General features: G+C 75.0%; 10 protein-coding genes. 5 read left to right on the plus strand and 5 right to left on the minus strand.

Annotated features, from left to right (window positions below):
- Positions 1–17: 17 nt before the first annotated feature.
- The gene (locus ACZ4U4_RS28135) at positions 18–2,660 is read right to left on the minus strand and encodes a Pls/PosA family non-ribosomal peptide synthetase (RefSeq protein WP_467879861.1); all 2,643 of its coding nucleotides are present in this window, start codon (positions 2,658–2,660) and stop codon (positions 18–20) included.
- Positions 2,661–3,545: 885 nt separating this feature from the next.
- Between ACZ4U4_RS28135 and ACZ4U4_RS28140 the strand changes: the two genes are divergently transcribed.
- Entirely contained in the window at positions 3,546–5,048 is a 1,503-nt protein-coding gene (locus ACZ4U4_RS28140) for an amidase (protein WP_467879863.1), read from the plus strand.
- A 156-nt stretch (positions 5,049–5,204) separates the two neighbouring features.
- Here the strand turns inward: ACZ4U4_RS28140 and pqqB are convergent, their stop codons facing one another.
- Entirely contained in the window at positions 5,205–6,104 is a 900-nt protein-coding gene (gene pqqB / locus ACZ4U4_RS28145; protein WP_467879866.1) for a pyrroloquinoline quinone biosynthesis protein PqqB, read from the minus strand.
- Between the two features lie 197 nt (positions 6,105–6,301).
- Between pqqB and ACZ4U4_RS28150 the strand changes: the two genes are divergently transcribed.
- Positions 6,302–6,802, plus strand: coding sequence for a GNAT family N-acetyltransferase (locus ACZ4U4_RS28150; protein WP_467879869.1), 501 nt, complete (start codon positions 6,302–6,304; stop codon positions 6,800–6,802).
- 10 nt (positions 6,803–6,812) lie between these two features.
- Here the strand turns inward: ACZ4U4_RS28150 and ACZ4U4_RS28155 are convergent, their stop codons facing one another.
- The 3 genes from ACZ4U4_RS28155 to ACZ4U4_RS28165 all read right to left on the minus strand — a co-directional run bounded on the left by ACZ4U4_RS28155 (position 6,813) and on the right by ACZ4U4_RS28165 (position 11,832).
- Positions 6,813–9,923: an AAA family ATPase gene (locus ACZ4U4_RS28155; RefSeq protein WP_467879872.1), complete on the minus strand. Its 3,111-nt coding sequence runs from the start codon at positions 9,921–9,923 to the stop codon at positions 6,813–6,815.
- Positions 9,920–11,086 (minus strand): exonuclease SbcCD subunit D, encoded by a 1,167-nt coding sequence (locus tag ACZ4U4_RS28160; protein WP_467879874.1) that lies wholly within the window; start codon positions 11,084–11,086, stop codon positions 9,920–9,922. The genes ACZ4U4_RS28155 and ACZ4U4_RS28160 overlap by 4 nt, the downstream gene beginning before the upstream one ends.
- A 119-nt stretch (positions 11,087–11,205) precedes the next feature.
- Complete coding sequence (locus ACZ4U4_RS28165) at positions 11,206–11,832, minus strand: YigZ family protein (protein ID WP_467879876.1); 627 nt, start codon at positions 11,830–11,832, stop codon at positions 11,206–11,208.
- Positions 11,833–12,065: 233 nt separating this feature from the next.
- Here ACZ4U4_RS28165 and ACZ4U4_RS28170 point away from each other — a divergent pair, with 233 nt between their 5' ends.
- The 3 genes from ACZ4U4_RS28170 (at position 12,066) to ACZ4U4_RS28180 (ending at position 13,990) form a co-directional block, all read left to right on the plus strand.
- Positions 12,066–12,845, plus strand: a complete 780-nt coding sequence (locus ACZ4U4_RS28170) for a type VII secretion system-associated protein (protein ID WP_467879878.1) — start codon at positions 12,066–12,068, stop codon at positions 12,843–12,845.
- A gap of 185 nt (positions 12,846–13,030) precedes the next feature.
- Positions 13,031–13,438, plus strand: coding sequence for a CoA-binding protein (locus tag ACZ4U4_RS28175; RefSeq protein WP_467879881.1), 408 nt, complete (start codon positions 13,031–13,033; stop codon positions 13,436–13,438).
- 57 nt (positions 13,439–13,495) lie between these two features.
- Positions 13,496–13,990 carry a GNAT family N-acetyltransferase gene (locus ACZ4U4_RS28180; RefSeq protein ID WP_467879884.1) on the plus strand — a complete coding sequence of 165 codons (495 nt, stop codon included), beginning with the start codon at positions 13,496–13,498 and terminating at the stop codon, positions 13,988–13,990.

Genomic DNA, 13,990 nt, shown 5'->3' on the forward strand with positions numbered 1-13,990 from the left:
GGGTGCGGCCGACGGGGTCAGCGCGGTGCGTGCTCCGGGGCGGTGGCGCCGGGCTCGCGGGGCCGGGGCGGCACCGGGGCCGGTCGGTGGCTGGGGTCCGCGGGGGCTGCCGGGTTGCCGGCCCAGTGGGCGTGTGCGGGGACGTCCTCGCCCTTCATCAGGAAGGAGTCGGCGCCGAGTACCGCGCCGCGGCCCATCGTCACGCCGTAGTGGACGAGGGCGCCGACGCCGAGGGTGCAGTCGGCGGCGAGGGTGCTGTGGGCGGACTTGTAGGTGCCGTCCTCCTGGGAGTGGCACTGGATCTTGCTTCCGGCGTTCAGGGTGCAGTCGTCGCCGATGGCGGTGAGGGTGCGTTCGGTGAGGATGCAGCCGTCGTCGAAGACCCGGCGGCCCATCCGGACGCCGAGCAGCCGCCACAACAGGCTCTTGAAGGGGGTGCCGTTGAAGGCGTTAAAGTGGGTCTCGGGCACCTTCCACACGCGTTCCTGGTGCCAGAAGTCCCGCTCGTAGATGGAGCACACCTGGGGCCGCAGGGGGCGGAAGCGGGTCAGGAAGCGTTCGACGAAGGCGTAGTAGACGGCGGTGTACGTCATGGCGCCGACCAGGAATCCGGCTTCCAGCAGGGTGCCGAGAGTGTCGTCGTCCCCGGTGGTGATCAGGCTCAGCAGGACGATGCCGTGGAAGTGCGCCCAGCGGATGAAGAGGAAGAGGGCGATGGTGCGGAGGTTGTAGCGGTTCTTCTTCCGGAGGCGGTCGCGGAGGGTGTCGCCGGTGCGCAGATGGTCGAAGCGGGCGTCGCGTTCGACGGTGCGCGGGATCTCGAAGCTGGGCGAGCCGAGGAGGCCCACGCCGGTGCGGACCTCGCCGTCGAGCGGGATCATCACCTTCGTCGCCAGGAGGCAGTTGTCGCCGGTGCGGCCGCCCGCCGGATAGGCGATGTAGTTGCCGAGGAAGTTGCGGCGGCCGATCGTGGTGCGGCGGACGCGGAAGGACGAGCCGGAGAACTCGGCGTTCAGGAGCGAGAGCCCGTCGGCGATCATCGTGCCGCTGCCGACGGTGGTGAGGAACGGCGAGTCGTGCTGGATGAAGCAGCCGAAGTTGGAGCCGGTCTGTTCGACGCGGGTGAGGTCGTACCCGATGCCTTGCAGGTAGGGGACGATGTAGCTGCTGTCGCCGAAGAGTTGGATGAAGAACTTGAGGTTGGTCAGGCGGGCGATGGTGCGGTGGGTGCTGTAGCGCAGGCCGTACAGCGGATAGACCGTGTCCGGCTCGATCGTCCGGCGCAGCAGGCGGGGGACGGTGAACAGCGCGCCCAGCCCGAGGGTGACGGCGCCGAAGAAGAGCGTCAGGGACAGCAGCAGCGCGTTGAGGTGGAAGACGGCCGAGGTGAAGGGCTGTTCGTCGAGGTCGCCGTGGCCGCCGAGCACCGGGACGCCGTTCCAGACCAGGGAGAGCAGGGAGAGGGTGAGCGGGATGGTGAGGAGCAGGGTCTTGGCGAGGTCCGCGGCACCGAAGACGGCCCGGCGCAGGGTGCTGCAGCGCTGCGGGGCGACGCGGACGTAGTCGACGTCGGTGGGGCGGGCCGGGGAGCCGTGCCAGCGTTCGCCCGCGGGGACGGTGTCGCCGCGCCGGAGGGTGGAGGTGTGGCCGAGTTGCGCGCCGTCGCCCAGGGAGCTGTCGATGTCCAGGACGGTGCGTTCGCCGACGAAGGTGTCCCGGCCGAGGGTGACGGGGCCGGTGCGGATGCGTCCGGCGTGGGCCCGGTAGCAGAGGAAGAAGGCGTCCTTGCGGATGACGGAGCCGGCGCCGATGGTGAGCAGGTCGGTGCAGACGGGGACGATGCGGGACAGGATGGTGACGTGCCGGCCGATCTTCGCGCCGAGCGCCCGCAGGTAGAGCGGGTAGAGCGGGCTGCCGACGAAGAGCACCACCGGGTTGGCGTGCACCACCACCTTCACGATCCACAGGCGCAGGTAGGTGAGGCCCCAGAGGGGGAACTCACGCGCCGTCCACCTTCCGATGAGCAGCCACTTGACCAGCACCGGGAAGGCACAGAGGCCGGTGAACTCGGCGCTGCCGAAGAGGACCGACCGGCCGTAGAGCGCCGGAAGTGACGCGGCGCGGGAGACCCAGGCGTAGCCGCGGGTGGTGGCGAACGCGATGAGGCAGGAGTAGCCGAGGAAGAAGGCGAGCTGGGCGGCGCCGCAGGCGACGTAGCGGGCGGTGCGGTGGGCCGGCGGGGGCACGGCGGGCTCTTCGGCCGCGGCCGGGGGCTCGGTTTCGGCGGGGGCGGCGTCGGCGCGGGCGGCCGCGAGGGCGGCGAGGGTCGGATACCGGTAGATGTCCTTCATCGAGACCGCGGGCAGCTCCGGGAGTTTCCTGACGCGGGCGCAGAAGTGCGCCATGACCAAGGAGTCGGCCCCGAGATCGTCGAAGAAGTTGCTGTCGGCGGGGGCGTGTTCGATGCGCAGAACGGCGGCGAGGACGGCGCCGAGCGCGGTCTCCAGAGCGGCCGCCGGGTCGGTGGTGTCCGGGGCGGCGGGTGGTGCGGCGCCATTCCCGGCGGCCGGTGGTCCGGTCCCGTCCGTGGTGGCGGTGGTGGCCGGTGCGGCACCGGCGGGGTGGCCGGGCGTGCTTCCGGTCGGTTCTTCTCTCCCCACGTGAACTCCTTGGACGCGTCGTGCCCGTACGCGGGCGGGATGCGGTGGTGGTGCGGTGACGGAGGGGCGGTGACGGCTCAGGGGGTGCGCGCCCGGGGGCTCATCGGTGGGTACCGGTGCCCGGGGAATCCGGCAGGCCGCCTCGGGCGCCTGCCGGGTACCGCGCTTTTCTTCCGCACAGCTCCCCCATTTCCCGTTCCCACCGAAGGGATCGTTGAAGAACGTAGAACTGCCCTCTCTCTCGAACCAGCCGGGTGCAGGCCACAAAAACAATCGGCCGCGCCGCAGGGAGAGGACCGCCGCCGCGCCGTGGAAGACCCGGCTCCACGTCCGAGGCATTTCCGTGTGGCGCGTCCGCCACCTGCGGATACCCCCGCCTCTCCGCGCGACGGCACGACCGGAACCCAAGCCTTCACCACACCCACACATAAAGCATGTAAATGCTACTTATCAGGCGACTCCCTCCCGCACGAATGGGGGTAAACAAGGCAATCCGCCGGGCAACATGACACACATTCAAGACTTCGACGGCACCTCCGATTGGCGCGAATCGACCGACACGCCACGCGCCGCGGATAAAGAATTACCCTGGCTCCGGTAATGGCCCGCCACAATCCGGCGGACGGCTCCCCGGGGCACTCCGAGAGTATTTTTATCTTCCCCGCCGGGAATTTCCGTCGCCCGCACCATTCGGCACACAGTTCACCGCGCACACCGGAATGCACCCACTTTCCCCAGGCCCCGAAAAGCCCTCTTCCGCGGCGCGGGAAATCCGCCGGCGCGGAAGAACACCACGGGCGCACCTGCGTGCGCGCCCGGCGCAACGGACACCCCTCCGCATCCCTACGGTGGACTGCGGCACAACCGCGAGGAGAAGAGGCAGAGATGACGGAGCATCAGGCGGCACCCGTTGACGGACGGATACCGAGCGGCGCGCAGACCCCGGACGACGAGCTCGCCTGGCTGGACGCGACGGCGCAGGCCGATCTGGTCCGCCGGGGCGCGGTGTCGCCGACGGAGCTGGTCGAGGTGGCCATCGCCCGGATCGAACGGCTCAACGGCAAGCTCAACGCGGTGATCACGCCGCTGTTCGAGAAGGCGCGCGCCGCGGCGGGCTCGGCGGCGTTGCCGGACGGCCCGTTCCGCGGGGTCCCCCTGCTCCTGAAGGACATGCTGTGCCACTCCGCGGGCGACCCGGCCCACAGCGGTATGCGCGCACTGCGCGACCGTGACTGGCGCGCCCCGGAGGACGCGGAGCTGACCAGGCGGTTCCGGGCCGCCGGGTTCGTCATCTGCGGCCGGACCAACGTCCCGGAGCTGGCCACCAGCGTGACCACCGAACCGCTGGCCTACGGCCCGACCCGTAATCCGTGGGACCTGACCCGCTCCCCCGGTGGTTCGAGCGGCGGCTCGGCGGCGGCGGTCGCGGCGGGCCTGGTGCCGGTGGCGCACGGCAACGACATGGCCGGTTCGATCCGGATACCGGCGAGCGCCTGCGGTCTCGTCGGCCTCAAGCCCACCCGGGCCCGGACGTCGCTGGGGCCGGAGTTCGGCGAGTACTGGGGGCCGGTGACGCATGAGCACGTCCTGACCCGGTCGGTCCGCGACACCGCGGCGGTGCTGGACGCCACCGCCGGGGCGGCGACCGGCGACCCGTACACCGCCCCCGCTCCGGCCCGGCCCTACCGCGAGGAGGTGGGCGCCGACCCCGGCACGCTGCGCATCGGGTTCCGTACCGTCCCGCCGGGTGCGAGCGCCCCGGCCCATGCGGACTGTGTGGCGGCGGTCGAGCAGGCCGCCCGGCTGCTCGACGGGCTCGGCCACCGGGTCGCTCCGGAAGCGGCGCCCGCCCTGGACTCCCCCGGTCTCTTCGAGGCGCTGCCGGGTCTCTTCGCCGCCATCCTCGCCTGGGAGGTGGCGTACTGGTCGCAGCGGACCGGCGCACCGCTCGAACCCGGCGATCTGGAGCCGATGAACGCGGCGCTCGCGGAGGCGGGCCGCTCGGTGACGGCCGCGCAGTGGCTGTCCGGGGTCCAGATGTGGCAGCGGTGGGGGCGCGAGGTGGCCGCGCTCTGGGAGAACGACGTCGACGTGCTGCTCACCCCGACGCTCGCCACACCGCCGCTGCCGCTGGGCGTTCTCGCGCCGACCGCACAGGAGCCGATGGAGCTGGTGGCGGGCGTCTCCCAGGGCATCGCCTTCACCCTGCCGTTCAACCTCACCGGCCAGCCCGCCGTCTCCCTGCCCCTGTACCGCAACGCCGAGGGCCTGCCGATCGGCGTCCAACTCGTCGCGGCCCACGGGCGGGAGGACGTGCTGCTCCGGTTGGCGGCCCAGCTGGAGACGGCGGCGCCGTGGGCGGGTGAGCGGCCGCCGTTCTCGGCGTAGTCACCGGTCGTCATGGGACGCGGGCGGCCGGGGACGGCTGGGCCGCCCGTGTCCGTCACGCCCCGGGCCGGAGCCCGTGGCCCCTCGGGGCTCCGGGCGCGGCGGGCGTGGCCCCGCTCAGCCGACGCGCACACGGCGCCGTGCCGACCCGTCCCGTCACACCGTCAGCTCCGCCCCGTCCTCCGGCACCTCCACCCCTGCGTCCCGTACCTCGGCGGCGGCGTCGGACGACGGGTCCAGCAGCGGATTGGTGTTGTTGAAGTGGGTGTAGAGGCGGCGCAGGTCCGGGTGGCGGGTGAGGCGGGCGAGGGTGCCGCCGGGGCCGCTCACCGGCAGATGGCCCATCAGGGACTGCCCCGCGTCGGGTGAGCGGACCGCCCGGCCCAACTCCTGTGCGCTGAAGAACGTCCCGTCGACGACGGCGCAGCTCACCGACGCGAGGAGGTCGTCGAAGCCGTCGGGCCAGGTGGCCAGGCAGGGCGCGTGGAGCAGTGCCCCGCCGGTCGCCGGGTCCTCGATCCGGATCGCGCTCACCCAGGGCGCTCCGGCGGCGGGCTCCGCGACGTACTTCGGTGCCTTCGTGCCGACCGGGTGCAGGGTGGCGGTGAGCCCGCCGGACAGGATGAAGGGGGCGGAGGCGGATCCGGTCTCCTGCCACCGCCAGGGTGCGTAGCGGTCCAGCAGGCCCCGCAGCGGGAGCGCGGTGGAGAGCGCCTGGTGGACGGGGTGTGCGGCGTACACCGTCAGATCCGCCCCGCCGCGCAGCACCGCCAGCCCGAGGCTGTGGTCGACCTCCGCATCGGTCAGCAGGACGCCGCGCACCGGGGTGTCACGCGGGCCCGGGCCCGCGGCCAGTACGGACGCCGCCTCCAACTGGACCCGGATGTCCGGCGAGGCGTTCAGCAGCCACCATTCACGGCCGTTGCCGCTGACGGCGACGGAGTCCTGGAAGCGGGGCGGCAGCTCCCCGCGGCGGCACCGGGCGCAGAGCGCACACCCGCAGTTCCACTGCGGGAACCCGCCGCCCGCGGCGGTACCGAGCAACTTCACCCTCATCGAAAGCCTCCCCAGCTCGCGGAACATGCAGGGCCGCTGCCGATTGCGTGCGCCCCGGGACGCCGGATACCGCCGCGGGCACGGCGGGTCTCCGTGATCACCGGGGAATCTCCCCGGGACGGGACGGGCGAACACGCCTATCGACGCGGGAAGTTGGCACGGGTCACGTGCGATCGTCCGCCGGGTACGGTGGCGCGATGTCCCAGCTGGAGCCGCTGCGCCTCGACCACGCCCCCGCGGTGCTCGCCTTCGAGCGGGCGAACCGCGCCTACTTCGCCGCCGCGGTCTTCGATCGCGGCGACGCCTACTTCGACCAGTTCGCCGAAGGGTTCCGGGCCCTGCTGGCCGAACAGGCGGCGGGCGACTGCGCCTTCCATGTGCTCGTCGCCGAGGACGGCTCGGTGCTCGGCCGGTTCAACCTCGTCGACCTCGCGGAAGGCGCCGCGGACCTCGGCTACCGGGTCGCCCAGCACGTCGCCGGCCACGGCGTGGCGACCGCGACCGTCCGGCAGCTGTGCGGTCTGGCGGCGGAGCGGTACGGGTTGCACACCCTCCGGGCAGCCGTCTCCCACGGGAACGCCGCGTCCCGGAAGGTGCTGGTCAAGACCGGTTTCCTGCCGGTCGGCCCGGCGGACCCGGCCGACGTCGGCGGCAGGCCGGGCACCTGGTACCGGTGCGATCTCGCCCGACCGCGGTAGCCGCCGCGCCCTACCCGCCCACGCCCCGGTGGCGTACCGCCGACCCCGACCGGTCCTTCACGACCTCCAGCTGGGCCGGGATGCGGCCCTTCAGGTCCGCGACATGGCTGACGATGCCGACGCTGCGGTCGCGTTCCCGCAGCCCGTCCAGGACGTCGAGCACCTCGTCCAGGCTCTGTTCGTCGAGGCTGCCGAAGCCCTCGTCGATGAAGAGGGTGTCCAGCCGGGTGCCGCCCGCCTCGTCCGTGACCACGTCGGCGAGGCCCAGCGCGAGGGCGAGCGAGGCGTAGAACGTCTCCCCGCCCGACAGGCTGTTGGTGTCCCGCTCGCGCCCCGTCCAGGCGTCGATCACCCGCAGCCCCAGCCCGGAGCGGCGCGCCCCGGCGCTGCGCGCGTCCGTGTGCACCAGGGTGTAGCGGCCACCGGACATCCGCTGCAGCCGCTCCCCCGCCACCACCGCGACCTGCTCCAGCCGGGCGGCCAGGACGTACGACTCCAGCCGCATCCGGCGCACGTTCTCGCCGGAGGTGCCGGCGACGAGCGAGGCGACACCGCCGACGACATCGAACTCCGCGTACCGCGGGGCGAGTTGGCGGGCCTCGGTGGCCGCCCGGTGCGAGAGGCGGTCCAGTGCGGCGCAGCGTTCCTGGGCTCCCGTACGGGCCACGGCCGCCGCGCGCAGCCGCCGTCCGGCGTCCTCCACGGCCTGGCGCGCGGCGACCGGGTCCGCCTCCGCTCCCGTCGCCGCGGTGGCGGCCGCCGCCTCGGCGTCGACCAGTTCCCGGGCCGCGGCGGCGGCTTCCGCCTCCCGGTGGGCGACCCGTTCGGCCAGCTCCCGCCGCGCCGCCTCGGGCAGCTGCGCGGCCACCGCCTCGGCGACCTCCGCGAACCCGGCCGCGGCGACGGCGTCGGCGCGCGCCGCCTCGGCCTCCCGCAGCCGCCGGTCCGCGGTGCGGGCGGCGCCCGCCGCCTCCACCACGGCGGCCAGCATCGCGGCCCGCCGCTCACCGCGCCGGGCCCGCTCCGCGACGCTCGCGCACTCCCCGCGGGCCCGCGTCACCTCGTCGCGGAGCGCGGCCCGTTCGGCCTCCAGCGCCTCGCGGCGGGAGAGGCGGGCCGCGATCCGACGCTCGGCATCCTGCCGCTCCGCGCGGCGCCGCTCCGCCTCGCGCTCCGCGGCCGCCAGCGCCTCCCGCGCGGGCCGCACCCCGGCCGCCACCGCGCGCACCTCGGCGTACTCGGCGGCCAACTCCTCGGCGCGGGCGGCACGTTCGGCGGCCGGGGTGTCGCCGGCCGCGGCGACGGCGGCGGACAGCTCGCCGTGGACCTCGCGCACCCGGCCCTCCGCGGTGCGGTACGCCTCCTCGCGCTCGCGGTACGCGGTGAGCGCGGCCTCCTCCTCGGCGCGGCCGACGTGTCCCGCCCCCGGCCGCGCGGGCTCGGGGTGTTCCGTCGCGCCGCAGACCGCGCACGGGGCGCCGTCGCGGAGCGCGGCGGCCAGTTCGGCGGCGACGCCCCGCAGCCGGCGGTCCTTCAGCTCCAGCCACTGCTCGTGGGCCTCGGCGGACCGCTCCCGTGCGGTCAGGGAGGCGCCGCGCAGCCGCTCCAGGCGGTCCGTCAGCTCGTCCCGGCGCCGGGCCGCCGCCGCGTGCTCGCGTGCCGTGGCCACCGCCGCCTCCAGCGCCTCCGCGCGGCCCACGGCCTCCTGGGCGCGCTCCGCCCGCTCCTGGAGGGCGCCGCGCCGCGCCTCCCAGCCGTCGAGCCACTCCGCGCACTCCGCCACCGCGTCCTCGTCGGCGGCGCCCTCCCGCTCCGACGCCTCGCGTTCGGCGGTCAGCGCGGCGACACGCTCCTCGGCGCGGCGGGCCGCGGCCAGGGTGCCGAGCTGTGCGCGCTCCTCGTGCTCCCGGGCGGCGAGCCGGTCCGGCTCCTCGTTCGCGAGGGAGGCGGGCAGCTCGGCGCGGCGGGCGCGCTCCGCGGCGCCCGCGGCCTCCGCCTCCCGCCGGGCCGTCGCGCACCACGCCAGCGCCGGTGCCACCTCGGCGGCCCGGCCCGCGGCCGCCAGCCGCTCCCGGTCCCGGGCGTCCGCCGCGGCCGTCTCCGTCAGCCGGTCGGCGCGCGCCCGGGCGTCGGCGAGGCGGCGCCGTACCCGGTCGCGTTCCTGCGCCTCCTCCCACACCCGGGCGGCCGCCCGCTCGGCCTCCTCGGCCGCGCGCTCCGCGCAGGCGGCCACGGTCAGCCGCTCCCGCGCCGCGGCCCGCGCCACCGCCAGCCGTACGAGGACGGACGCGGCGAAACCGGGCTCGCCCACGCCCGGGGCGTCCGCAGCCGCCTCCGGGGCCGCCCGGCGGGTCACGGCGCCCGGCTTCCGTGCGGCCGGGACGGTGCCCGCCGCGGATCCGGCCGGCAGCGCGGGCAGCGCCGCGAGGTCCGGGCAGTCACCGGCCGCCTCCGCCGCGCGGTGGGCCAGCGCCAGCAGCCGTTCGTCGCCGCCGCGGACCTGCTCGGCGGCGGCCTTCCGGCGGGCCGCCAGCCGCTCCTCGACGGCGGCGAAGCGGCGGGTGTCGAAGAGGCGGCCCAGCAGCCGCGCCCGGGATTCCGCGTCGGCCCGCAGAAAGCGCGCGAAGTCGCCCTGCGGCAACAGCACGACCTGGCAGAACTGTTCCTTGTTCAGGCCGAGCAGCCCGGCGATCTCCTCGCCGATCTCCTGGTGCGACCGGCTCAGCCCCTTCCACCGGCCGCCGTCGCCGGGCCCGGGCACGTACTCCCGCAGCCGGCTCTGCGCCTTCTCCCGCGTCGTGCCCGTACCGCGCTTCTTCGGGCGGGTCTGCTCGGGCAGCCGGGTGATCTCCAGCCGGCGCCCGGCGACGGTCAGTTCGAGGACCACCTCTGTCGGCGTCCACGGGTCGGCGAGATCGCTGCGCAGCGCCTGTCCCGCCTGCCGGACGCCGGGCACCGAGCCGTACAGCGCGAAGCACACCGCGTCCAGGACGGAGGTCTTGCCCGCGCCGGTGGGGCCGTGCAGCAGGAACAGACCGTCGCGCGAGAGCCGGTCGAAGTCGACGGTCTGGGCGCCGCCGAACGGCCCGAACGCCGTGACCGACAACCGGTGCAGCCTCATGGCGCCACCTCTTCCGCCGCCTCGTCCAACCGGACCTCCTCGAACGCGGCGCGCAGCACCGCCCGCTCCCCGTCGTCCGCCGCCCGGCCCTCGCGCACATGCTCCACGAAGTCCTCGGCGACCTCCTGGTCCCCGCGACCACGCACCCGCTGGGCGTACGAGGCGAAGGTGGCGGCCGGGCCCTCGTCCGGGTCGAAGGCGAGGGCGAGGGTGTGCGGGAAGCGCTCCGTCAGCCGCGCCATCGGCTCGGCCGGACGCACCGGGTCGGTGAGCGTCACCTCCACCCAGTGCTCCGCGTGCCGCTCCAGCGCCGGGTCCGCCAGCAGCGTCTCCAGGCGGCCGCGCAGCCGGGCCAGCGGGCGCGGGACGGGGGCGTCGACGCGCTCCGCCGTGAGCGTGCCGTCCGCGCCGAGGTCGATCAGCCAGGACGATTTGCGGTGCGTCGCCTCGGAGAAGGAGTACGCGAGCGGGGAGCCGGAGTACCGGATCCGCTCGGTCAGCGTCTGGCAGCCGTGCAGATGGCCCAGCGCGACGTAGTCGACGCCGTCGAAGACCGCAGCGGGCACCGAGGCGACGCCGCCGACGGTCAGGTCCCGCTCGCTGTCGCTCACCTCGCCGCCGGTGACGAAGGCGTGCGCCAGGACGACGGAGCGGGTGCCGGCGGGCCGGGCGGCGAGGTCGGCGCGGACCCGGTCCATCGCGGCGCCCAGCACCTCGGTGTGGGCCGCGCGCCCGGCGCCGAGGCGGTCGCGGACGAGGGCCGGTTCGAGGTAGGGCAGTCCGTAGAAGGCGACCGGGCCGTCGGCGTCGTCGATCAGGACCGGTTCGCCGCAGCGCTCCGGGTCGGTGCGCAGGTGGACGCCACCGCGCTCCATCAGCCCGGCGCCGACGCCGAGGCGGCGGGCGGAGTCGTGGTTGCCGGAGATCATGATCGTGGGGACGCCGAGCGCGGCGAGGCGGTGCAGGGCCTCGTCGAACAGCTCGACGGCGGCGAGCGGCGGCACCGCCCGGTCGTAGACGTCACCGGCGACGAGGACCGCGTCGACCTCCCGGGCGGTGACGGTCTCGACGAGATGGTCGAGGTAGGCGCGCTGCGCGGTGAGCAGGCTCACGCGGTGGAAGGAGCGCCCCAGGTGCCAGTCGGAGGTGTGCAGCAGCCTCACCACGCCGCTCCCGTCCGCATCGTCACTCCCTCACCGGCCGCCTCGAAGCGGCCACGCCGGTCCGCAGTCACCCGGACATCCTCCCAGGCGTCCGGGGTGCGCCCGGCCGCCCGGGTCGCTCACGCCTCGCCGTACGCCTCGCCGCCCAGCTCCAGGACGGCACTCCCGGCGGTGCTGTCCGCCAGCCAGGCGCCGAACGCCTCGACGTCCGCCTCGGGCAGACCGACCTCGATCCGGACCTCGGCGCCGTAGGTGACCTCGCGCACGGTGCGTCCGGTGGCCCGCAGGTCGTTCTCCAGTTTTCCGGCCCGCTGGTGGTCGACGGTGACGGTCGCCAGGCGGTAGCGGCGGCGGACGACCGTGCCGAGGGTGTCCAGGGCCTCGCCCACGGCGCCGCCGTAGGCGCGGATCAGTCCGCCGGCGCCGAGCTTGATGCCGCCGAAGTAGCGGGTGACGACGGCGACGACGTACCGCATCTCGCGGCGCAGCAGCATCTGGAGCATCGGGACGCCGGCGGTGCCGCCCGGTTCGCCGTCGTCGCTGGCCTTCTGGACGCCGCCGTCGGCGCCGAGGACGTAGGCGTAGCAGTGGTGGCGGGCGGTGGGGTGCTCCTTGCGGACGGCCGCGATGAAGTCCTGTGCCTCGGCCTCGGTCGCGACGGGCGCGAGGGCGCAGAGGAAGCGGGACTTGTTGATCTCGATCTCGTGCACCCCGGCGTGGGCGAGGGTCCGGTACTGCTCCTGCATCGCACCAGCCTATGCGGCGGCGCGGCGGGCCCGGTCACCGGCCGTGGCACGGGGGTACGGGGCGGTGTCCGCCGTACGGGGGCCCACGGCACGTCCAGGCGGCGTATCCGGGCGGGTGTTGCGGTGCGTCGGACGGACGCGGGGGCCGCCCGTGGGCACTGTGGCCGGGGCGACGGCCTCGTGCGCGGGGCCCGCTCGCACACCCAGAACCGTACGGGTCGGCGGAGGGCTTCATGGACGACAACACACACACGACGCTGGCGGCGGGCGTGCCCGTGACGGGCGAGGCGATGCCCGAACCGCCGCCGGAGGTGGTCGAGGCGGCCCGCGAGGCGCCGGACCACTGGCTGGCCATGGTCGACCTGACGTGGACGGGCGAGGGCCCGCCACCGCTCTGGTCGGTGATCGGGCAGTGGCGGTCGGGGCCGACCGGCGAGATCGAGGACTGGCGGGACAACCCGGAGTACCGGCCGTCCCCGCAGATGCTGGACTGGGCCGAACCGACGGACCCGGTCGACCAGGCCGTACAGCTGGCGGCGACGGGGTACGGACCGGTTCCCGAGGTGGCCCGGACGCTGGCGGACGCCGAGGTGTCGTACCTGGTGACCGCTGCGGGCGCACCGCTGCCCGCGGCATCGCCGGAGGGCACGCCGGTGGTGCCCGTCTACACCTCGGAGGACCATCTGGAACCGGTCGGACGGCTGCTGGTCGACCGGCGCCCGGTGGCGGAACTGCTGGAGCGCCTCCCTGCCGGGCATGCGCTGTACGTCAACCCGACGGGCGCGGTGAGCATGCTGGTGGAGCCGGACACGGTGCGGGCGGCGATCGCGGAGCGCGCGCCGGGCCGGATCGCGGTGGAGGCGGCGATCGGCCGGCCCGGTACGGGTGCGGGCGGCGCGGAGCCGGTGCGGGACGGTGAGGCGGGTGAGCGCGGCGGCCTGCCGAAGCCGGCGCGGACCGCCGCCGTCCGGGCGGGCATGGCGAGCAGCGGGGCCCGCGGCGGCGCCGCCTGACGGCCCGCCCCACGAACCCGCCCCGCCCGTCTTCCCCTTCGGGCGGGGCGTTCGCCGTCCGGGTTCCGCACGGACGGGAATCCCGGGCGGCCCCCGGCCGTTGTCGGTACGGGCCCGGCCGCCCGCCTCGCACCTGGAGACGGTTCCGGGCCACGGCACGACGACAGGGAAACGGGGAGGCGCACGTGTACGGCGATCCAGCGGTGATCCGCAGCATGCTGACGGAGATGGGCGACACCTGGGCGGTGGTCGGCCTGTCGAACAACACGTCACGGGCGGCGTACGGCGTCGCCGCGGCGCTGCAGCGGTTCGGCAAGCGGATCGTGCCGGTGCATCCGCGGGCCGAGACGGTCCACGGCGAGCAGGGCTATCCGTCCCTGTCGGCGATCCCGTTCCCGGTCGACGTGGTGGACGTGTTCGTGGCCGCCGACCGGGCGGGCGCGGTGGCGGACGAGGCGGTGGCCATCGGCGCGAAGGGCGTGTGGTTCCAGCTCGGCGTCGTGGACGAGGCGGCGTGGGAGCGGGTGCGCGGCCAGGGGGTGGCGATGGTGATGGACCGTTGTCCGGCGATCGAGATACCGCGCCTGGGCTGAGCGGCGGCGTGGGGGGACGGTGGTGACGGCGTGGCCGGGTGGCGGTAGCGTCCGGGCATGATCACGCCACGTTCCGCCGTTCCCGGGGACGCCGCCGAGTTGGTTCGGCTGCGTCGTGCGATGTTCGCCGCGATGACCGGCAAGGACGAGCCCGGGCCCTGGGAGCGCGCCTCGGAGGTGGTGGCCCGGCGCCGGCTGACGGACTCCCCGGACTCGTTCGTGGCGTATGTGATCGACGGGCCGCCGGGGTCGGGGGCGCCGCATCTGGCGGCGTGCGCGGTCGGCACGGTCGAGGAACGGCTTCCGGCGCCCGGGCATCCCACCGGCCGGTTCGGCTTCCTCTTCAGCGTCTGCACGGACGCGCGCCACCGCAGTCGCGGGTACGCCCGGGCGGTGACGGAGGCGGCACTCGACCGGTTCGCGGAGCTGGGGGTCAGCCGCGTCGATCTGCACGCCACGGACGCCGCCGAACCCCTCTACCGCAGCATGGGGTTCGCGCCGCACTCGACCGCGCTCTCGGTGGATCTGCGGTCGTGGCGGGCGGGCGGCTGA

It is taken from the genome of Streptomyces sp. NPDC029159, from assembly GCF_055564055.1.

Coding starts and splice junctions, on each gene's coding strand:
- ACZ4U4_RS28165 (WP_467879876.1), bottom strand. CDS start 11,832: ATGCAGGAGCAGTACCGGACCCTCGCCCACGCCGGGGTGCACGAGATC.
- ACZ4U4_RS28140 (WP_467879863.1), top strand. CDS start 3,546: ATGACGGAGCATCAGGCGGCACCCGTTGACGGACGGATACCGAGCGGC.
- ACZ4U4_RS28170 (WP_467879878.1), top strand. CDS start 12,066: ATGGACGACAACACACACACGACGCTGGCGGCGGGCGTGCCCGTGACG.
- ACZ4U4_RS28155 (WP_467879872.1), bottom strand. CDS start 9,923: ATGAGGCTGCACCGGTTGTCGGTCACGGCGTTCGGGCCGTTCGGCGGC.
- ACZ4U4_RS28150 (WP_467879869.1), top strand. CDS start 6,302: ATGTCCCAGCTGGAGCCGCTGCGCCTCGACCACGCCCCCGCGGTGCTC.
- ACZ4U4_RS28180 (WP_467879884.1), top strand. CDS start 13,496: ATGATCACGCCACGTTCCGCCGTTCCCGGGGACGCCGCCGAGTTGGTT.
- pqqB (WP_467879866.1), bottom strand. CDS start 6,104: ATGAGGGTGAAGTTGCTCGGTACCGCCGCGGGCGGCGGGTTCCCGCAG.